The sequence below is a fragment of the Roseateles oligotrophus genome (assembly GCF_025717515.1).
Lineage (GTDB): Bacteria > Pseudomonadota > Gammaproteobacteria > Burkholderiales > Burkholderiaceae_C > Paucibacter_A > Paucibacter_A oligotrophus.
This window is the reverse complement of sequence record NZ_JAJIRN010000003.1, coordinates 160,263-181,163: the sequence shown is the minus strand read 5'-3', so window position 1 is coordinate 181,163 and position 20,901 is coordinate 160,263. Positions and strand designations below refer to the sequence as shown.

At 64.4% G+C, this 20,901-nt stretch carries 14 protein-coding genes; 6 read left to right on the top strand and 8 right to left on the bottom strand.

Features of this window, described 5'->3' with window-relative positions:
- Positions 1–76: 76 nt before the first annotated feature.
- The gene (locus tag LNV07_RS06875; protein WP_263570441.1) at positions 77–2,881 is read left to right on the top strand and encodes a serine/threonine-protein kinase; all 2,805 of its coding nucleotides are present in this window, start codon (positions 77–79) and stop codon (positions 2,879–2,881) included.
- Here LNV07_RS06875 and LNV07_RS06870 read toward each other — a convergent pair.
- Both LNV07_RS06870 and LNV07_RS06865 read right to left on the bottom strand, forming a co-directional pair.
- On the bottom strand, positions 2,876–4,525 hold the full coding sequence (locus tag LNV07_RS06870; protein ID WP_263570440.1) for a mechanosensitive ion channel family protein: 1,650 nt from the start codon (positions 4,523–4,525) through the stop codon (positions 2,876–2,878). The genes LNV07_RS06875 and LNV07_RS06870 overlap by 6 nt on opposite strands.
- 95 nt (positions 4,526–4,620) lie before the next feature.
- Positions 4,621–5,268 (bottom strand): hypothetical protein, encoded by a 648-nt coding sequence (locus tag LNV07_RS06865; RefSeq protein WP_263570439.1) that lies wholly within the window; start codon positions 5,266–5,268, stop codon positions 4,621–4,623.
- 196 nt (positions 5,269–5,464) lie between these two features.
- Here LNV07_RS06865 and LNV07_RS06860 point away from each other — a divergent pair, with 196 nt between their 5' ends.
- The gene (locus tag LNV07_RS06860; protein ID WP_263570438.1) at positions 5,465–6,505 is read left to right on the top strand and encodes an AraC family transcriptional regulator; all 1,041 of its coding nucleotides are present in this window, start codon (positions 5,465–5,467) and stop codon (positions 6,503–6,505) included.
- Positions 6,506–6,702: 197 nt separating this feature from the next.
- Positions 6,703–8,118: a tyrosine phenol-lyase gene (locus LNV07_RS06855; RefSeq protein ID WP_263570437.1), complete on the top strand. Its 1,416-nt coding sequence runs from the start codon at positions 6,703–6,705 to the stop codon at positions 8,116–8,118.
- 5 nt (positions 8,119–8,123) lie between these two features.
- On the opposite strand, the gene LNV07_RS06850 is transcribed toward LNV07_RS06855, so the two are convergent.
- Positions 8,124–9,515 carry an ATP-binding protein gene (locus tag LNV07_RS06850; protein ID WP_263570436.1) on the bottom strand — a complete coding sequence of 464 codons (1,392 nt, stop codon included), beginning with the start codon at positions 9,513–9,515 and terminating at the stop codon, positions 8,124–8,126.
- 2 nt (positions 9,516–9,517) lie between these two features.
- The gene (locus LNV07_RS06845; RefSeq protein WP_263570435.1) at positions 9,518–10,183 is read right to left on the bottom strand and encodes a response regulator; all 666 of its coding nucleotides are present in this window, start codon (positions 10,181–10,183) and stop codon (positions 9,518–9,520) included.
- A gap of 168 nt (positions 10,184–10,351) precedes the next feature.
- Between LNV07_RS06845 and LNV07_RS06840 the strand changes: the two genes are divergently transcribed.
- Together LNV07_RS06840 and LNV07_RS06835 are read left to right on the top strand one after the other, a co-directional pair.
- Positions 10,352–11,080: a hypothetical protein gene (locus LNV07_RS06840; protein ID WP_263570434.1), complete on the top strand. Its 729-nt coding sequence runs from the start codon at positions 10,352–10,354 to the stop codon at positions 11,078–11,080.
- Positions 11,081–11,115: 35 nt separating this feature from the next.
- Positions 11,116–11,676, top strand: a complete 561-nt coding sequence (locus LNV07_RS06835) for a cytochrome b (protein WP_263570433.1) — start codon at positions 11,116–11,118, stop codon at positions 11,674–11,676.
- 56 nt (positions 11,677–11,732) lie between these two features.
- Here LNV07_RS06835 and LNV07_RS06830 read toward each other — a convergent pair whose 3' ends face one another.
- The 3 genes from LNV07_RS06830 to LNV07_RS06820 form a co-directional block, all read right to left on the bottom strand.
- A complete protein-coding gene (locus LNV07_RS06830) occupies positions 11,733–12,200 on the bottom strand; it encodes a cache domain-containing protein (protein WP_263570432.1) in 468 nt (155 codons plus the stop codon).
- A gap of 241 nt (positions 12,201–12,441) precedes the next feature.
- Positions 12,442–12,909, bottom strand: coding sequence for a cache domain-containing protein (locus LNV07_RS06825; protein ID WP_263570431.1), 468 nt, complete (start codon positions 12,907–12,909; stop codon positions 12,442–12,444).
- 141 nt (positions 12,910–13,050) lie between these two features.
- A complete protein-coding gene (locus tag LNV07_RS06820; RefSeq protein ID WP_263570430.1) occupies positions 13,051–17,190 on the bottom strand; it encodes a PAS domain-containing hybrid sensor histidine kinase/response regulator in 4,140 nt (1,379 codons plus the stop codon).
- A gap of 370 nt (positions 17,191–17,560) precedes the next feature.
- Here LNV07_RS06820 and LNV07_RS06815 point away from each other — a divergent pair, with 370 nt between their 5' ends.
- A complete protein-coding gene (locus LNV07_RS06815; protein ID WP_263570429.1) occupies positions 17,561–19,945 on the top strand; it encodes a histidine kinase dimerization/phosphoacceptor domain -containing protein in 2,385 nt (794 codons plus the stop codon).
- A 10-nt stretch (positions 19,946–19,955) separates the two neighbouring features.
- On the opposite strand, the gene LNV07_RS06810 is transcribed toward LNV07_RS06815, so the two are convergent.
- Positions 19,956–20,870: a LysR family transcriptional regulator gene (locus LNV07_RS06810; protein ID WP_263570428.1), complete on the bottom strand. Its 915-nt coding sequence runs from the start codon at positions 20,868–20,870 to the stop codon at positions 19,956–19,958.
- Positions 20,871–20,901: the final 31 nt, after the last annotated feature.

Genomic DNA, 20,901 nt, shown 5'->3' with positions numbered 1-20,901 from the left:
TTCCAGCAGCCAAACCCTCGGATTTCGCGCCACCGGCCGGCGGCGCAATTTCTCTTGGAGTTGCCGCTCGCACGCCATGTCAACCCGCCTCGCCTTGATGTCGACAGAACGCCAAAATCGCCCACTTCACCCGCCTCTTCAGCAGCCAAGCGGGACCGCAGCTGACGAGGCGACGCAGCCTTTTGCGGCAGCCCATGGCTTCACCACAGGCAAACCCGCCGAGGCGGTGGAACAAACCTGGGCCGCCGAGTCCGAATCGGCAAGCACAATGCCGCCCTCGGCCGACACCTCCGTGCCGGCCGGGGGCGCCAAGACCGGGCAGCCTGCACTGCGCAAAGGTATGCGTCTGGGCGCCTGGGCGCTGCTGCAGCGCATAGGCCGGGGCGGCATGGGGGAGGTTTGGCTGGCGCGCCGAGCCGACGGTCTGTACGAGGCGCAGGCCGCCATCAAACTGCTGCGTGGCGACCTTGATGGCCAGGGCGTGACGGCACGCTTTGCCCGCGAGCGTGCGCTGCTGGCGCGCCTCAATCACTCGGCAATAGCGCGCCTGCTCGACGCTGGCCTGGCCGATGGCTCGCCCGATGGCCTGGCACCGGGCCAGGCCTATCTGGTGCTGGAGCATGTCAGCGGCCGCCAGTTGAATGAGCATGTGCGCGAGCATGGCCTGGGTGTTGCTGCCAGAGTGCGCCTGCTGATCGGCATCGCCGAGGCGGTCGCTTATGCGCACGCACAGCTGATCGTGCACCGCGACCTGAAACCGTCCAACGTGTTGGTGACGCCGAGCGGCGAGCCCAAGCTTTTGGACTTCGGCATTGCCGGCTTGCTGGACGAAGGCGAGCCGCTGGAAACCGACCTGACACGCCAGTCCGGCCTGGGCATGACACTGGGCTACGCGGCACCGGAGCAGGTCCTGGGCGAGCCCGTAGGCACCGAGGCCGATGTCTTCTCGCTCGGCGTGATGTTGTTCGAGCTGCTGAGCGGGACGCTGCCATTTGCGCCGCGCGGCAGCTATAGGCCGGCCGCCGAACACGCGATCCTGCATGACGAACCGCTGCGCCTGGCCCAAGCCGTGCAGCGCGCGGCGGCCTACCCCGACCCGATGAGTCCGGGCCGCCCCGTCGATGCCGAGCGCGCCTATGGCGACCTTGAGGCGGTCGCCGCCAAGGCGCTGCGCAAGCGCCCCGAAGAGCGCTACGGCAGCGTGCGCGAGCTGATCAGCGACCTGCAACGCTGGCTTGGGCATCGCCCGGTCAGCGTGCGCCGCGATGACTGGCGCCACCGCACCCAGCTGCTGCTGCGCCGCCATGGCTTGCTGGCCGGGGCGGCGGCGCTGGTCTTGCTGAGCCTGAGTGCCGGCCTGGCAGGCGCGACTTGGCAATGGCAGCGGGCCGAGCGAGCCGCCCGGCAGTCCGATCATGTGACCCGTTACCTGACTGATCTCTTGTCGTCGGCCACGCCCGAGGCGCATGGCGGCAACTGGCCCACCGTGCTGCAATTGCTGGACGACAGCCGCGCCGAGTTGGATCAGAAGTTTGGCCAAGACCCCGACACCCGTTTGCGCTTGCTGCAGGTCTTGACCAACACCTATAACGCGCTGAACCGTTTCGACCAGGCCGAGCCGCTGGCGGAGCAATGGGTGGCGCTGGCCGACGCACAGCTGGGCCCGGGCGCGCCGGAGAGTTTGTTGGCGCGCTTGGGCCAGGCGCAGGGTTTGCAGATCAAGGGCAGTGCGACCAGGGCGGTGGCTGTGGCGGAACCCTTGTTGCAGCCGCTGCGGCAGGCCTTCGGCACGCGCTCGGAACAATACCGCCTGCTCCTGCAGGTGCTCGCGGCCAGCTATATGCACAGCGATAGGCTGCGCGAGTCCGAGGCGATGCTGAACGAAAGCTGGGCCTTGACGCAAGCCATGCATCCCGGCGACACCTTGGAGCGGGCCGACTATCTGAACAACCTGAACGGGCTGCGCAGCCGGCAAGGCCGGCACCGCGAGGCCTTGGCGGCATTGCGCGAAACCCAGGACTTCTGGGCCAGCCGCGAGCCCAAGCATGCGATGCAGATCCTGGTGCTGCGGCGCAACTACCTGAGCGCCCAGCTGCGCTTGGCCGAGTTCGAGCAGGTGGAGGCACGCAGCCACGAACTGGTGCGCGATATGGACCGCCTGCTGGGCCCCGGCAACGATCTGGCCGCGTTGCAATTCTCGATGCTGGCGAGCTATTTCACCCAGACCGGCCAAGACGCCCGCGCCGCCGAGACCTACGCGGCGCTGTTCGAGAAGGCTCAGGCCGAGGGCAAGCTCAAGCCCGAGTCATTGCAGGAGGCGCGCGCCGAGGCCTTGCTGGCGCGCAGCCGCGCCAATCCGGCGGCGGCCTGGCGCCCCGAACTGGAGGCGCAATTGAAGGCCCTCAGCGATGACGCGAAGAAGCCCGAAGACGAGCAGAAAACGGCGCTGCAAACGCTGGCCGAGGTCGCCCTCGCGCATAACGATTTGCCGCTGGCCGAGGCCTGCTTGCGGCCGCTCGGGCGGGCCGAACAGCCAAATTCAAAGCAACTGCAGCTTGAGGGCCAAATGGCGCGCCTGCGCGGCGACCTCGGCGCCAGCCGCGAGCTGCTGGGGCGGCGGGTGGCGAACTTCGAGAAGGCCAGCGAAACCAGGCTGACGAAAACCTGGTCGGCTCACCTCGACCTGGCCTATACCCAGCTCTTGCAGGGCGACGTTGACGCCGCCCGACAAAGCCTGGACTTGGCCGCCCAGCGCCGACCGGCCGGCTTGCCGGCCAAACACCGCCTGGATGGCGTCGCCGCGCAGTTGAGGCAGGGTTTGGCCCAGCCCAGGGCCGCCGATTCGCCCATCAGCGCCAGCTTCGGCGCAGCCTTTCTATGACTTGGCCGGCGCGGTAAACCAGGCGCTCTTGGGCACGAACTTGGCCTCGGCGGGGTCGCCCAAATAATGCGGCGACATGATCTGCACCCCGTATTCGTTGAAGACATCCTGGATATTGGCGTGCAAGGCGCTCAGGACTTCGGCGCGCGGCCGCGGTTGGCTGGGCACCGCCTGGCAGACCAGCCGGTACTCGGGATAGAAGTCCGACAGCGCGGTCTGGAACACCCGCGCGCTTGGTGTCGACAAAACCCCCGGCGTGCGGTGCGCCGCCTCGATCAGCATCGCCTCGACCTGGCGCCAGGGCGTGTCATAACCAATGGTGACGACGGTATCGACGATAAAGCCGGGGCCGTTGACGGCGCGCGAGTAGTTCTTCGTCACGGTGCCCATCACCAGCGAATTGGGCATCGCCAGCTCCTCGCCCAGGCCGGTGCGGATGCGGGTGTTGAACATGCCCAGCTCGACGATGGTGCCTTCGTGACCGTCAATCCGCACGTACTCGCCGACCCGGATCGTGCGCGAGAACATCAGGATCATGCCGCTGGCGCCTTGACCGACGATGCTGGACGCGCCGAGTGAAATCATCAGCCCCAACAGCACCGAGACGCCCTTGAAGGCCTCGCTGCTGGAGCCCGGCAGATAGGGGTAGGCCATCACCAGCGCGAACAGCCAGATGGCGGTGCTGATGATGCGCCGCGAGGGCCGCACGGTGTCGCGGTCGAGCCAGCCGAGCGAGGCATCGCCGCGCTCGATACGGTCAAAGATCGGGGTGATCAAATTGATGACCCCACGGGCCAACAAAAATATCACCACGGCCACAAACAAGTCAGGCAAAGCGCCCAGAATGCCGCCGGCCAGCCGCACCACCACCTGCCATAGATAGCCGCTGAGTTGCTCGCCCCAGGGGCGGGTGTAGGGGAACTGGCTCAGCACCAGACTCAACCACTGATAGCTCAGCAAGGCCAGCAAGGCCCAGCCACCACCGCGCACGCCCCAGCTGACCATGGTGAGTACCTTGTCGCCTTGCAGCAACTGGGTGCCGGCGACTTCAAGCTCGGCCGCACGCCGGCTCATCTGTGAGGACAGCCAAGCCGCGAGAGCGCGCTGGCCGCGCCGCAGCAAGGCCAGCAGACCGGCGAAGACCAGGGTCGCGGCGACCGCAATCAACAGGCCGCGCAGCAGCTTCGATTCATCGCGGCTTTCGCGCGTCTCGGCGATCACTTGTTGGAGCTGAAACTTGGCCGCCGCTGCCGTTTCGTCCAAGGTCTTGGCCGTTCTCGCATCCACATCCTCGGGCGTCAAAACCAAGGCCATCTCGCCATCAATCATGATGATGCGGCCCTGCGGCTCTTGTTTGATCGTCACCTCGCCGGCCCCGGTGCGGGCCAACACCTCGTTCATATAGAGATGCGTGCGGCGTGCGCGTTCGGCCGGGCTAACGCCGAGAAACGGCGCCCTGTAAACGGCAATGGTTCGATTGAAAATGACCACCGCTGCTTCCGGGGGAGTATTTGCGGCGGCCGAAGCGGCGGCGGGCGCTAGCACCTGTGCCAAGGCCGGGCTGGCACCCGGGACCAGCAAGGCCCATATCAGGCCCAGGGCCGAGAAGAAACTCAGAATGCTTGGAGGAATCAGGCGGCGCATATGCAGGCACTCGGACAGAACAGTCGTCGGCCGCTGCCTCGCGGGCTCAGGCCGGCCCCCGAGGGAGCCTCGGGAGCCGGCCGAGCATAACGCCCTCAGTGCAGGGTCGGCAAGCAGTCGGTGTGGCGGCGCCTCGGCGGGCCTTCGGCGGGCGGCGTAACGGTGGATTCGCTCTGCACCGGCTCGCCCGCCCTTGGCGTCGTTGCCAGCGCAGGGCTACTGGACCGAGGCATGCGGTCGCGCAACTGCATATAGGCCGCCAGTAGACGGTCGCTGTACAGCAGCCAGGCCCTTTGCAGCCCCAGCAGGTCTTCATCCATCTGCCGGCGGGCGGCTTCGGTCAGCGGCATCTTGTCGGCCTGAATCCGGCTCAGCAACTCTTGCGCCCGCATCATCGCGGCCTCTATGGGCCGATTGACGGCCCGCCGCATCAGGCGCAGCGTCTGTTCACGCGCCCGCTCGGTGCCGAGCAAGCTGAGCACCACCTTGTCATAGCGCGTACTCTCGGCCAACGCCTCGGCCTGCCAGCGCGCATTCGCCAGTTCGGCCAGCATCGCGGCCGTCCAGGGGTCGCCCGACAACTTCAGCAAGGCGCCGATTTCGTCCCTTGCAAACATGCATTCGGCGCCAATGCGCGCAAACTCGGGGCGCTGATTCAGCAGCCCGAGCACCGTATCGATACGGGCATCGACCGGCATATGAAAGCCCTGCGCCTTCGGTGATTTGGGTGTCGAGTCGAACATGGCATCTCCAAAGTAGATTGGGTCGCAACCTCACCGAGCGACCTTGTGGAGCATGCTAAAAAATGATCGGGTTTTTGCCCATATCCGATGCGGCCAGGCCTTTGACAGTTCGGGACAATCGTCAGATCCCTGAACGCAAGCCGACTAAGATCGCCGTTACTGTTGTTATCGCTGCTTGATACGGAGTTGCCTCAGCGTGCCAAAACTCAATCGACAACGCGACGGTGTCGCCAGCGGCCTGCTGCTGCCCCTGCATCAAACCCTGTTGCTGCGGGGGCTGGATGCCGACGCCCTGCTGCTGCGCGCCAACATCAAGCCGCAGCAATTGCTCGATCAGCGCAGCCGCATCAGCCAACGCGACTCGATCCAGTTCTGGCGTCTGGCCGAGGCGGCCTGTGAGCATGACCCCGGCCTGGCGGTGGCCATCGCCGGGCAATTCAATCTGCGCGCATTGGGCATGCTGGGCATGGCCTGGCTGGCCAGCACCAGCCTGCGCGAGGCGACCCGGCGTTTGGTCCGTTACTACGATTTGGTCAGCTCGATTGCGGTGTTACGCGTGCAACAAGAAGGCGAGCTGATCTGGCTGCAATATCGGGCCAGCCCCGGTGTGCTGGCGCTCACCCATGACAGCTGGGCCGGCGTTGTCGGCGCGATGTGCCGCAGCGCCTATGCCGGCGCCAGCGGCCAATCCTTCAGCCCCGTCGCCGTACGCCTGGCCCATGGCCGCAACGCCGGCACCGCGCTGCTGGCGGCCAGCCTGGGCTGTGAAATCGAGCTTGACGCGGCTTGCACGGCGGTGGCGTTTTCGGCCGAGCAACTGGATGCGCCGCTGCCCGGCGGACACCCCGGCATGGCGCTGAGCGCCGAAAGAATCTTGGCATCGACCTTGGCCGCGCTGAACAGCGGCGCCACCCATCAACAAGTGCGCGCCCATTTGCTGACCATGCTGCCCTCGGGCCAGGTCTCGCGTGCTGCGGTGGCCGAGCGCATGCACATGACCGAACGCACCTTGCAGCGTCGGCTGGAAGAAGAACAGTTCGGCTTCGCCGAGTTGCTGCAGCAAACGCGGCTGGAGCTGGCGCAAAACCTGCTGCGCGACCCCGCGCATGACGTACAGGATGTCGCCTTCATCCTTGGCTTTGCCGAAATCTCCAGTTTCACTCGCGCCTTCCGGCGCTGGACCGGCCGCGCGCCAAGCGCATGGCGCGAGCAGCAGGTAGGCGCCGGCTTGCACTGAGCAAGAGTTTGCGCAGGATCAAAACCGCAGGCCGGACAGGCCGCTAAATTTCGCCCCACGGCCACTTGGTTGGGTGCCCTCGCGGCGCCCGGCAAAGGGATGAAACGCCGCAGCACGTGAGTGGCTGCGGTTGCATCAATCGGGCAGCGCTTCCACTGACGTTTTTCTTGCGAATCATCGTTTCCATGGAGGCAAAAATGTCTGCCAATTTCAATTCCACGCCCAACAAGCCCGCCCGCCATCGTTCCTGGGCCGAGCCCTTCAAGATCAAGATGGTCGAGTTGCTCAAGACCACGACGATAGAAGAACGCCAGCGCGCCATCGCCGAGGCCGGCTACAACACCTTTCTTCTGCGCTCGGAAGATGTCTATATCGACCTGCTGACCGACTCCGGCGTGTCGGCGATGAGTGACCGCCAATGGGCCGGCATGATGCTGGGCGACGAGTCCTACGCCGGTAGCGCCAACTTCTACCACCTCGAGGCGACGGTGCGCGAATGCTATAGCTACGCCCATATGGTGCCGACGCATCAGGGCCGCGCGGCCGAGCACATCCTGTCCAAGCTGCTGATCAAGCCGGGCGACTATGTGCCGGGCAATATGTACTTCACCACCACCCGCTTGCATCAGGAGTTAGCCGGCGGCACCTTTGTTGATGTGATCGTCGACGAGGCCCATGACCCGCAGAGCGAACTGCCCTTCAAGGGCAATGTCGACATCGCCAAGCTCGACGCCTTGGTGGAGCGGGTCGACGCCAAGAACATCCCCTATGTCAGCCTGGCGACCTGCGTCAATATGGCCGGCGGACAGCCGGTCTCGATGGCCAATCTGCGCGAACTGCGTGACTGGTGCACCCGCCACAAGGTCTTGCTGGTGCATGACATGACGCGCGTGGCCGAGAACGCCTGGTTCATCAAGCAGCGCGAGGTCGGCTACGCGGACAAATCGGTGGCCGCCATCGTGCACGAAATCTGCGCGCTGACCGACGCCGCGACGATGAGCGCCAAGAAGGACGCGCTGGTCAATATCGGCGGCTTCCTGGCCATGAATGACCCGGACCTGTACCGCCGCGCCTGCGACATGATCGTCGTCTACGAGGGCCTGCACACCTACGGCGGCCTGGCCGGGCGCGATATGGAGGCGATGGCGATCGGCATCCGCGAAAGCATCGATGACAACCATATCCGCGCCCGCATCGGCCAGGTCGAATACCTCGGCGCCAAGTTGCAAGCGGCCGGTGTGCCCATCGTGCGGCCGGTCGGCGGCCATGCGGTGTTTCTGGACGCGCGCCGCATCCTGCCCCATGTCGCGCAGGAGTTGCTGCCGGCGCAGGCCTTGGCGGCGGCGCTTTATGTGGACTCGGGCGTGCGCGCGATGGAGCGCGGCGTGGTGTCGGCCGGGCGTGACGCCAAGACCGGGCAGAACTATTACCCCAAGCTGGAGCTGGTGCGGCTGACGATCCCGCGCCGCGTCTACACCCAAGCGCATATGGACGTGGTGGCCGAGAGCGTGATCGAGGTGACCGAGCAGGCCGCTTCGATTCGCGGTCTGCGCTTCGTCTACGAGCCCGAGCAGCTGCGCTTCTTCCTCGGGCGCTTCGAGCCGGTTGCTTGAGGCAATCAGTTGGCGGCTGAGGCGCGCGGCAGGTTCAGGGTCAGCTCCAGCCCGCCGGCTGCGCGGCGCGCCAGCGAGAAGGCGCCGCCATAGCGCTTGACGATCGCCAGCACGATCGCCAGGCCTAAGCCACTGCCGGGGCCTTGGGCGCGACGCCAGAAACGCTCGGTGGCGCGCGCCATGTCTTCGTCGCTCATGCCGGGGCCGCGGTCGCTGAGCACCAGAATCAGCCGGTCGGCCTCGGTGCTGACGCTCAGATCGATCACTTCGTCGGCGGGCGAATGACGGGCCGCGTTGTCGAACAGATTGCGCAGCGCCGTAACGGCCAAGGCCAGCGGCAAAGCGAGCAGCAGCGCCGGCCCCGGTGCTTTGTGCAGCCGCAGCCGCGCCGGCGGCAGCGCCGGGCAGTCGCGCAAAGCCAAGCGGATCACCTCCTCGACATCGGCGCCGGCCGGCTGACCCTCGACTTGAGCGGCACCTTCATCCACATCCAGCTCGGCCAAGGTCAGCAGCTGCGCCAACACCTGCTGCAGGCGCGCCACGCCCTCGTTGGCATGCTCTAAGGCCACTTCCGCCGCCTGCCCCTGCGACAGGCCCAAGACCTGCAGGTGCAGCTTGATCGCGGTCAGCGGCGTGCGCAGCTCATGGGCGGCGTCGGCGGTGAAGCGGCGCTCGCGCGCCAGGCTCAGGTCGATCCGCTCCAGCATGTCATTCAAGCTGCCGACCAGCGGCGCCAGATCGGCCGGCAGGTCGCTCAGTACGACGGGGGTCAGGTCACGGCTATTGCGCAGCGCCAGCGTTTGGCGCAGGCGTTCGAGCGGCCGCAGGCCGACGCCAACACCCCACCACAACACGGCCAAGCCGCCGAGCAGCGCGACCACAAACGGCAGCGTCGCGGCCAGCATCAGCTGCTGCAACAACGCCGAGCGTTTGTCGATGCGGTCCGCCGTGGTGACCAGCAGGTCGCCCTGCTTGAGCGTGTAGGTGCGCCAGAGCAATTCGTGATCCAGGCGTTCCGCGAAGCCCGGCTTGTCGGCCCGGATGCTGCCCTCGGCGGGCCGGCTGTTGCCCGCGCTATGCGCATAGACCTCGCCGCGCAGATCGCTGATCTGGCAGACCAGGCTGCTATCGTCCGCAGCGGGAATCAGCGGCAGCGCCGGACGCTCGGCGGCGGGCCCGGTCCAGATGGCGGGGTTTTGCGCCGCTAGGTCGGCCACCATCTGGGCCGCCATCACCAGGCGCTGATCGAGCGTGCCACGCAGCGTGCTCTCCAGCTCGCGCTGCATCCAGAGCGCGACCGCTCCCCACAGCAAGCTCAGCGCCAGGCCGATCTGCAGCAGCAAACGCAGGCGCAGATTGATCCGCGTGCCGACCGGTTTTTTGTCATTCGTGCTCATGATCATTTGTTGATTGAGGCCATGCGGTAACCCAGACCCCGCACGGTCTCGATCAGGTCCGCACCGAGCTTGCGGCGCAGGTGGTGGATATGCACATTGAGGGCATTGCTCTCGATGTCATCATGCAAGTCGTAAATGCTGTCCTTGAGCTGCTCGGCGCTGAGCACACGACCCTGCGCATTCAACAAGGCCACCAGCAAGGCCAGCTCGCGCCGCGACAGCGGCACGCTGCGATCGCCAACCCGGGTCTCGCCGCCAAGCGGGTCCACCCGCAAGACGCCCCAATCGATCAGATCGGCGCCACGCCCAGCCGCCCGGCGGGTCAGCGCCTGCAAGCGCGCCACCAACTCGTTCAGATCAAAAGGCTTGACCAGATAGTCGTCGGCGCCGGTCTGCAGGCCGCTGACGCGCTCCTCGACCCTTGAGCGGGCGCTCAGGATCAGCACCGGCAACATGGAGCCGGCCGCACGCCAGGCGCGCAGCAAGCTCATGCCGTCTTCGTCCGGCAGGCCCAGGTCCAGCACGGCGGCCGCGTAGTCGGTGGCCGCGACGGCCGCACGCGCCTGACTCGCCGTCTTGGCATGGTCGGCCGCCATGCCATGCGCACGCAGCCCGGCCAGCAAACCCAGCGCAATCAGCTCGTCGTCTTCAATCACCAACACCCGCATCAACAGCCCTTGAGTAAACCGCCCAGGCCGGCAGTGTCGCTCCAAGCGCGCCGCTTGGCCATGCTCGCGTCCCTTCGACCCGGCCGGTCAAAGGTCCTTAACCTTGCCTTAATCCAAGCTCGGCAAGCTGCGGACTTCGCCTCTCAGCCCCCGACCCGCACAACCGCCATGACGTCGCCCCAGCCATCACTCGCCCGCCGGCCCCGCAGCCGCTTTCACCTGGGGGCGGGCCTGCTCGCGCTTGGCCTGGTGCTGGCCGGCTTTGGCCCTAACTTCCAGGCCAAGCTGCATAGCGGCTTTGCCAGCCTGCCGCCGATATTGCATCTGCATGCCTTGGTGATGGGCGCATGGTTGACGCTGTTCATGGCTCAGGTCGCGCTGGTGCTCAAGGGCCGGCAAGACTTGCACCGCAGGCTCGGCCGCTTCGGCGCGGGCCTGGCCCTGCTGGTGCTGGCCGTCGGCATCGCAACGGCCTTGGCCAGTGCCGGCCGCGGCCTGCGCGCCGGGGAGGGGCCGCAAAGCCTGTCCTTTCTGAGCACGCCGCTGGGCGATCTTTTGGTATTTGCAAGCTTGATTGCCGCCGGCCTGCGGATGCGCCGACGGCCCGACTGGCACAGCCGCCTGATGCTGCTGGCCAATCTCAGCCTGCTGGCCCCGGCGATCGCGCGCATTCCGCTGCCCTTGATTCAGAACGGCAGCGAGTGGCTGGTGTTCGGCCTGCATGACGCCTGCATAGCCCTGGTCTTCGTCTTCGAGGGCTACAGGCAGCGGCGCACCGGCTTGCTTCATCCGGCCTTCGCCTGGGGCGGCCTGTTGATCGTGTTGGCCCAACCATTGCGCATCTTCATCGGCGCCAGCCCGGCCTGGATTGGCTTCGCTACCTGGCTGCTCGGCTAAGGCATGACTCTTTTTTCAACTTCCACAAGCATCCTATGAATCACATTCCCGCCATCAACAAAGCCACCCGCAGCCTGCATTGGATCGTTGCCCTCGCCATGCTGGGCCTGCTGGCCATGGGTTTTTACATGAGCAAGTTCGAAGTCTGGGGCTTGTACGAACTGCATAAATCGCTGGCCCTGCTGGCCTGTATCGCCATTGCCCTGCGGCTGTTCTGGCGCTACTTGCGCCCCTGGCAGGCACTGCCCAGCAAAGCTTCGCCCATGATGCAAGGGCTGGCCAAATGGACGCACCGCTTGCTGCTGATGTCAACCCTGGCCATGCCGATCAGCGGCATGCTGTTCTCGGGCATCAGTGGCCATGGTTTTGGCGTTTTCGGCCTGCGCTTGCTGGCGGCCAATCCGGACCCCATGCAGCCGGGCGAAGTGCTCAGCCATAACAAGTCACTTGAAGTGCTGGCGCAAAATCTGCATGAGTATTTTGGCTACGCTGTCGTGGCCCTGCTGCTCTTGCATATCGCCGGGGCGCTCAAGCACCATTGGGTGGACAAGGACGCCACGCTGCTGCGCATGCTGGGCGGCACTTCAAAGCATTGATTGAGGCAAACCTTCCGGGTCGGCCCAAGCTCGAGTTGCGGCTTGCTTTGCTCCGCTTATTGATAAATGCCGCAACCTATCCAGATATCCCCAACTCGCTCGACATACGACAGCTTGGTCTCTACCGCTCTGGTCAAGGTATTGGGCCATTTGTATTTGTACCAACCCTTGCCCTCGGGCGAATTCGCGATCGCTGTCATGTCCCGGATGACAAAAAGACCGTCGGGGTCTCTCATGTCGATCAGCTTCTTGCCGAGCATTTTCGGATTCTGTCCATGCGCGAGCACGATGCCATCGCCATTGGTGCCGTACACGAAAAAGTACAACTCACCCTTGACGAACTCGCCCTTTTGATCATTGAAGGCCGCCAACGCCTTCTCCTTGCCATGCGCTTTCAAATAGGCCGCGCCTTTCTTCACCATCGCCACCGCATCTTCCGGCGTCGCCCTCTGGGCAAACGCAAGGCTTGCGCAGGCAATCGAGAGCAACAGTCCAAGGCTGAATTTCACCCAACTGTTTTTCATCTGAATACTCCTGAACAGGCCCTGCCGACAAGATTCAAGATGAAGCGGCTGCCGGCGCGAGGCAAGAGCTTACTGCCGAAATTCTCAAACTGGATTTGTCCCACCCTTATTGCTCCCTGCAGTCTATTGCGAGTCCGGGTCTGTAGCTTGAGGCCGAGGCCAAGTTTTTTTTCACGCTCATAAAGCCCGGGCAAGCAAAAGGCCACCGCAAGGTGGCCCTTTCTCTATCCGCAGCGGCGGCCTATTGATAAATGCCGCAGCCGATCCAGACATCCCCGACTCGCTCGACATAGGACTGCTTTCCTTCGACCGCCTTGGTCACCGAATTGGGCCATTTGTACTTGTACCAACCCTTGCCTTCGGGTGAATTGGCAATCGCGGTCATGTCCCGAATGATGGGCAAGCCATCAACATCCTTCATGTCGATCAACTTTTTGCCGAGCATCTTCGGATTCTGTCCATGGGCGAGCACGATGCCATCTCCATTGGTTCCGTAAACGAAGAAGTACAACTCGCCCTTGACGAACTGGCCCTGCGGATCATTGAATGCCGCAAAGGCCTTCTCCTTGCCGTTTTCCTTCAGGTATGCCACGCCCTTTTTGACCAAGGCCACCGCGTCTTCGGTCGTCGCCTTCTGGGCAAATGAGCTGGTGAGACAGCCGAGCGAGACCAACAGACCCAAACCAAATTTCAGCCAATTTCTGCGCATCTGAATACTCCTGAAAAGTTGCAAACGGGACTTACATGGAAGCGGGATTGACCATAACAGCAGCGGTTGACCGAACGCAAGCCCCCACGAGAAAAATCCTGTCGGCCTGCATTCAAAGCAACGCCGGCTGCGAACTTCGGCTCATTCGAGACTCTCGATCAAGGCTTCGCAATCCCGTAGCGCAAGCTCAAAGTCCAGCGCGCCAACCGCCTCATCGAGCCCGCCGAGCCGCTCCCCGAGCAAAGCGCCGTAGCCTTGCTGCAGATTGCCCAAGGTCTCCGTCGCGCCCATGTCCGAGTCACGCAACTGCCGCGCCAGCGCTTGCAAGATCGGCAGCAAGGCGGCCGGGTCCGCGCCGCTGTTCGCTCCTTTATCGTGCTCTGACGAGGGCTGCGCTGTGGCGGCCTGTAGCGAGCCCACCAACGCGTTCAGACTCGGCTCGGCCTGCGTCATCGCGAGGGCGGCTTGCTCGGCCACCAGCACCAAGCGGCTCGCGCTGGGGTCGGACAGCAATTGCTTTTCACACAGCGCCGCCTGTGCGGCCAACCGGTCGACGCCTAGCGTTGCCGCCAAGCCCTTGAGCGTGTGCAGCGCGCGCTTGGCGGCATCGATGTCGCCCGCTTCGGCATCGCGGCCGAGCTGCGCCTGCAGGCCGGGCAGATCGTGAACAAAAGTCTTCAGCATGCGCATGTAGATCGCTTGCTTGCCACCCAGCCGGTGCAGCGCGGTGGGCAGATCCACGGCGGACGCTTGCGCCAGCAACAGCAGCGCCGGCTCGACCAGCGGCTCGGCCGCCGGAACCGTCTGGCTGGCGTCGGCCCGGCCGGTCTGTTTGAGCAGCACCCGCACCAGATCACTCAGATCAAAGGGCTTGCCGACATGGTCATTCATGCCCGCCGCCAGGCAGGCCTCGCGGTCACTGCTCATCGCGTTGGCGGTCATCGCGACGATGGGCAAATCTATCAGGGCCAACTCGCTGCGGATGTAGCGGGCGGCCGTATAGCCGTCCATCACCGGCATCTGCAGGTCCATCAACACGACATCAAAGGCCGGCCTTTCGCCCGCTGCCTTCAGCGCATCAATCGCCTCTTGGCCATGATTGGCGATTTGCACGCTGGCGCCTTCGTCCTGCAACAACTCCTGCGCGACTTGCTGGTTGTTGAGGTTGTCTTCCACCAAGAGCAAACGCAGGCCGGCCAACCTGGCTTTGTTCGGCGTGGCCGACTTCACTTTCAATGATGCGCCTGAAGGATGCGTTAGGAACTTGCCCGCACGGGCATCGATGACCGCATCAAACAACATCGAGGCGGTAACCGGTTTGACCAGAAAACCGTCCAGCTGAGCTTGCTCCACCTCGCTGCGTTGGGCCAGCATCTCGCGCCCATGCGCGGTCACCATCACAATCACCGGCGGCGCGGCCGCATGGCTGAGCGCTTGGATCTGCTGACTGGTTTGCCAGCCATCCAGACCCGGCATCTGCCAGTCCACAAAGACCGCCTCGTAGGCAACGCCCGCTTGCGCGCTCGACTTGAGCATGGCCAGCGCCGCTTCGCCACTCTCGGCCACATCGACCCGCCAGCCCAGCGACTCGCCCATCTGCGCCAGGATCTCGCGCGCCAAGGGGTTGTCATCCACCACCAGCGCCCGCCATGAGCGGCCGTCTTGGCCATCGGGTTGGGCGTTAGCGACCCGACTCTGGAGGATCACCTGCGCTTCTTCAGGACTTGCCAACGGCAAGGTGATGGTGAAGAAGAAGCGGCTGCCTTCGCCCAGCGCGCTCTCCAGCTCCAGCTCCCCGCCCATCAAGGCGACGAAGCGCTGGCTGATCGCCACGCCCAAACCGGTGCCACCAAAACGACGCGTGGTGTTGGCCTCGGCCTGACTGAAGCCGCTGAAGATACGCGCTTGGTTTTCGGGTGCAATGCCTATGCCCGAGTCGCGCATGCTGAACTGCACGGTCACCCCCACCTCGCTTCGCTGCAGCACCTTGATGCTCAGCACCACATGGCCGGCGGGCGTGAACTTGATCGCGTTGCTGCCCAGATTGAGCAGCACCTGCTGCAAGCGCATCGCGTCACCGACCAATTGGCGCGGCAGGCTGGCGTCGATGTCATACAAAACCTCGACCGGCTTGGCGCCCGCGCTGGCCGACAGCAGCACCGACAGATCGCGCAGCAATTGGTCGATGCCGAAGGGCTGCGGGTCCAGCGTCATTTTGCCGGCCTCGATCTTGGAGAAGTCCAGGATCTCATTGATCAGGCCCAAGAGCGAACGCGCCGCGCCCTCGGTCTTGGCGGCGTAGTCGGCCTGCTTGGCCGTCATCTCCGTCTTGCGCAAGAGCATCAACAGCCCCAAGATCGCGTTCATCGGCGTGCGAATCTCGTGGCTCATATTGGCCAGGAATTGGCTCTTGGCGGTGGATGCGGCCTCGGCGGCCTCGGTCGCGGCCTTCAAGGCTTGTTCGGCCTTGCTCTTGGCGGTGATGTCGGAATAGGTGCCCACCATGCGCAACGGCGCGCCCGCCGCATCGCGCTGAACGATCAGGCCGCGCGCCAGCACCCAGATCACGCTGCCGTCCTTGCAAATGGCCCGGTGTTCATTCGCGTAGCTGCTCGTGTGCCCGTCTAGATGGGCGGTCACGGCGGCCCAGGTGGCGGGCAGATCCTGCGGGTGAACCCAGTTGGACCAGCTGCTCAGATCGTCGGCAATTTCGCTGGGCTCGAAGCCGAGCATCTGCTTCATCCGATCCGAATACTGCACATGGCTGGTCTTGACGTCCCAGTCCCAGACGCCGTCGCCGCTGCCCTCCAGCGCAAAGGCGATGCGCTCCTGGCTGACGCGCAAATCATTGGCCGCCTGCTTGCTGGCGGTGATATCGATGCGGATCGAGATGTACTTCGAGATCATGCCCTGCGCATCGACGAAGGGTGCGATAAAGGTGTCGACCCAGTACAGGCGCCCTCCCTTGGCGCGGTTGCAAATTTCGCCCCGCCAGGGTCGGCCATTGGCGATTTCATGCCACATCTGGTCCCAGAACTCGCCGTCTTGAACGCCCGACTTGACGATGCGATGGTTCTGCCCGATCAACTCCTCACGGCTATAGCCGCTGATGGCGCAAAAGGCCGGATTGGCATCGGTGATGATGCCGGCCCGGTCGGCCGTGGAGATGATGGCATGCATGTCCAGCGCGGCCAAGAGCGCGGAGTTTTCGCTATGCGCCTGCTTGAGCTTGGCCTGCAGCGCGTCATAGGCTACGGCCAACCCGTTCATCTCTGCATAGGCCTGGCGACCATTGCCAATCGCTGGCGTACCGGCCTCGGCCGCCGCAATCTTGCGGGTCATCGCCGCGATCGGCGCGGTGACCCAGCGCGACACCCACCAGGCGGCCAACAGCGCGAAGGCCAGCAGACCCAGGGCCAGGGCCAGCGCCCGGGCGCGCATCTGCTTGATCGGCGCAAACGCCTCGGCCTGATCCATATGCGCCATCACGCAGCCGGCGCCGATTTCGGGCATGAAGCGAAAGCCGTGAATGACCGGCGTGGCGCGGTAGTCCAGCTCCAGCATCTCGCCGTTTTCGAGGCTCAGGCAGCGCTGCATCGGCAGGACCGAAATCGGCTCGTCGGCATGGCCTTGCTGGGCCTGATAGCGGGAGCTGGTGATCAAGAATCCTTTCTCGTCGGCCAGAAAGGTTTCGCCCGTGTTGCCGAGCTCGGGGTGCTGAACAAAGATCGACTGAACCAGGCTGAGCGGGTAATGCACGACCAGTCGCAGCCGAGCGGCGGGCTCGCTGGCCAGGACATAGAAACTGGGGCTGCCGCCCGGCACGCGCGGAGTGAAACGTGCCAGTTGATCGGCTTTGAAGGCAGCGCCGCGCGCCTCATCGGCCAAGACATCGGCCTGCCTCATGTCACCCTCGGCCCACAACACGCCGTCGGCCACCAGCAGACTGGCACCCAGCGCCTGCTCATTGGCCACGAAAGCGCGCAAGCCCTCGCGGAAGCAGTCGCGGCCCTCATCGGCGCTGCCGCATTGGCGGATCAAGTCCCGCAGCGTGTTGTTGGCGCGACTGGTCGCGCGCGCCAGCACACTGAGCATTTGCGTGCGCCGCTCGCTCGCCACCTTGCCGACCGAGTGGATGGCATTGGCGCGGGTCAGCTCATACAGCTGCGAATAGTTCAGCCAGGCGAGTGCCAACAGGGGGACACCGACCAGGCCGAACACCAGCAGCGCCAGCACGCGGCGCAGCTGCCAAGTCGAAGGATGGGGGGCGTATCCAAACATCGCTGTGTTCACTCAGGAGGCGCGAGACCGCCATCCTAAGGCGCCGGAGCCCCGGCTGTCGGCCGAAAAGCCCTGGTTTTTCCTGGGCAACATTCGCTTAGGGATGCTCTGCATGACAAGGCGCAAATGGATGCCATGCGGACGGTGATGGGCTGCAGCCATTGCGGATGAGCTCAGCGGCTCAGGGCCGCAAGAAAGCAGCCCTTGTTAACCCGACTTTTGGGTCATCGTCAACGACCGGGCTCAAAAATAAATTTAACAAAAACCGCCATCGGGCTTGCGCCGCTTCTGCTCATCCGGCCTAAGCGTGGGATCATCGCTCGGCCGAAATTTTTAGTCTCGGTTCTCAGCCCCATGGCAAAGGAGCGCAATGTCTTTAGACCATCGATCTGGATTGACCAAGGTGATATGGCTGGTCAACCTGGTATTTGCGCTGGTACTGGGCGCGATGTTGTGGATCAGTCACCAGCAGCAACTGCAGCATGCACGCGAGCGCACGGAGAATACCTCGCTGACCCTGGAACGCGGCCTCTCCGGCATGCTCAACCAGATCGATCTGCTGCTATTGCTCACCCAGGATGCGCTCGAAAACGGCATGGTGGGCGGTCAGCTTGATACCCAAATGGTCAGGCGGGTGATCAACCGGGCAGCGCCGCAGATCGCCGGCACGGTGGCGGTGTTCTTCTCCGATGCTCAGGGGCAGGTTGCCGGCAACAGCGGTTTTCCGCTGCAGCATGCCCCGCTGTCGATTCAGGACCGGGACTACTTTCGGCAATTGCGCGAGAACCCCGCTCGCGGTGTCGTCAGCTCCAAACCGCTGATCGGGCGCAGCAGCGGCAAATGGGCCATCTTGTTTTCGCGCGCTTATCGAAACCCGGGCGGAAACTTTGCCGGCGTGATCCTTGTCAGCGTCGATCTTGAACGCTTCTCCGGCATGTTCGCGGCACTCAAACTGGGCGAGCGCTCGCGCATTGCGATGATCGACCAGGACTTTGCCCGGATTGCCGCATACCCCGTCCCCAGTGACACCAGCTTGCTCGGCAAACGCATGCAGCAGGAGGCGGTGATTCAGCAGCTGCAGACCGGCATCGAATCGCTGACCACAACCATCACCACCATGATCGACGGGGTCGAGCGGATTTACGCGTTTCGCAAACTCGAATCAAGGCCGTACTGGATCATGTCCGCGCTGAGCGTCCAGGATGAGCTGCAAGCCTGGCGGCATCAACTCGCTTTCAGCCTGGTTTTCATGCTGGCCTTCAGCGCCTTCAGCGCCTGCGCCGCCCTGCTCTTGCAGCGCGGTTGGCGCCGCCAGGAAGAATCGCAGGTGATGCTGGCCAGCACCATCGAGGCCAGCGACAACGGCATCATGGTGACCGATGCGGGGCGCAAGCTCATTCATTGCAACCGCAACTTTCTGGCCATGTGGCGCTTGCCGGCTGCGCATGGCGATGAGATGGCCGTGCTGATGCAAATGCGCGCTCAATTGCGCGACAGCGAGGCGTTTCTGGCGGGGGTGGAGGCGCTGCATGCGGCGCGGCTGAGTGAGGAGGTCGCCACCCTGTATTTGCAAGACGGTCGCATCTTCGAACGCAGCTCAATGCCCATGCTGGTCGCCGACCAGCCGGCCGGGCGAGTCTGGAGTTTTCGCGACATCACCGAACGCAAACGGGCGGAAGAGCAATTGCTTGCAAGCGCGGCCATGCTGCGCGAGTCCGAGCATCGATTCAGGGATTTGGTCAATTCCAGCGATGGCATCGTCTGGGAGGCAGATGCCCAAACGTTTCAATTCACCTTCATCAGCGACAAGGCGGAGCGCCTGTTGGGCTTTCCGGTCGGCGACTGGTTGGTGCCGGGCTTCTGGGTCAGCCATCTGCACCCGGACGACCAGTCTTGGGCGCCGGCCTATTGCGCCAGTTGCACGGGGCGCCTGCAAGCGCATGATTTTGAATATCGCTTCATCGCCCAGGATGGCCGCACCGTCTGGCTGCATGACATCGTGGCCGTGGTGGAGGAGCAAGGCGCGCCGCGCTGGTTGCGCGGCCTGATGATAGACATCACCGCGCATAAGCAGGCCGAGCAAGACCTGCAGGGCCTGCTGAAAGAAAAGACCGCGCTGCTGCTTGAGGTTCATCACCGCGTCAAGAACAATCTGCAGGTGATCTCCAGCCTGCTGCGCCTGGAAAGCTCGCGCAGCAAGGAGGCGCCCACCAAGGCCGTGCTGCAAGACATGCAGAGCCGCGTGCGCTCGATGGCGCTCTTGCACGAAACCATCTACCGTCAAGGCAATTTCGCCGCCATCGACCTGGGCGGCTACATCGGGCAGATCGCGCGGGAGTCCTTGAAGTCACTTCAGCTCAAACCCGGCGCGGTGCAGCTGCGCCTGGACATGAGCCAGGTGCAAGTCGGCCTCGACCAAGCCGCACCCGCAGGCATGCTGATCAGCGAGTTGGTGTCGAACAGCCTCAAACATGGCTTCCCCGATGGTCACAGCGGCGAAATCTGCATCACGCTCCAGCCCCTGCCCGAGCCCGGCCATTGGTGTATGCAGGTGACAGACAGCGGCATCGGTTTACCGGTCGACTTCGAGTTGCGGCGCCAAGGTTCAATGGGCCTTCAGTTGGCCGTTGACCTGGCCAATCAGATGGGCGGCACGCTGCACATTGGGGCCGGGCCGCAGGTGATGATGACGGTCAATTTCAAGGCCCAAGTGCCGGCGCCTATCGAAATCACTCTCGGGGGCGAGAGGCTTTGAACAAGACGCTTCAGTCGGCCAGGCCGCCCACCAGATGGTCGATCCAGGCCCGCAGCTTGGGCGCCATAAAGCGGTTCGGCGGGTAAAGCAGCCAGGCCATGCCGGCGTAGTCGGTGGCATGTTCCCAATCGCTCAGCACCGGCACCAGTTCACCGGACTCAAGCGCCGCGCGGGCGACGAACTCGGGCAGGCTGGCAATGCCGAGATGCTGAATGGCGCCCTCCAGGCGCAGCTCGCTGTGGTTGGCCACATAACGCCCCGTCACCTTGACCGTGACGGCTTCACCGGCACGCTTGAAGCGCCAATGGCGGTCGCGCTCGTCCTCGCCCAGATAGAGGCAGCTGTGCGCCGCCAGCTCGCGCGGCTGGCTCGGCATGCCGCGCTGGCTCAGGTATTGCGGGCTGGCGCAGAGCATGTGGCGCAGGCGCAGCAAGGGCCGCCCGGCCAAGCCCGGCGGCGGCGAATCGCCCACGCAGATCGCCAGATCGATCGCCTCACGGTACAGGTCGACGGTTCGATCGGTGACGACCAATTGCACATCGACCTGCGGGTAACGCGCCAGAAAACCGGCCACCAGCGGGTGGATCAACTGGCGTGCAATCGCCTTCGGGCAGCTGACGCGAATCAGGCCACTGGGCTGCGCCGCGCTGTTGGTATCGCTCAGCGCGATGACCTCGCGCGCCGCCGCCAGCATTGCCTGACAGCTTGAATAGGCGGCCTGGCCCGCCTCGGTCGGGCGCAGCCTGCGCGTGCTGCGCTCCAGCAGGCGCACCCGCAGCAAGGCCTCCAGCCGCGCCACTTGGCGGCTCACCGCCGAGGGGCTGAGCCCCATTTGGCGCGCCGCGGCCGAGAAGCTGCCGGCCTCGACCACGCAGGCAAACATCGCCATGTCTGGCAGGCTGTCCAGCTTGTTATTGATGCTCATGGCGCACAACTGCTATTCCGATTCGCTGGAT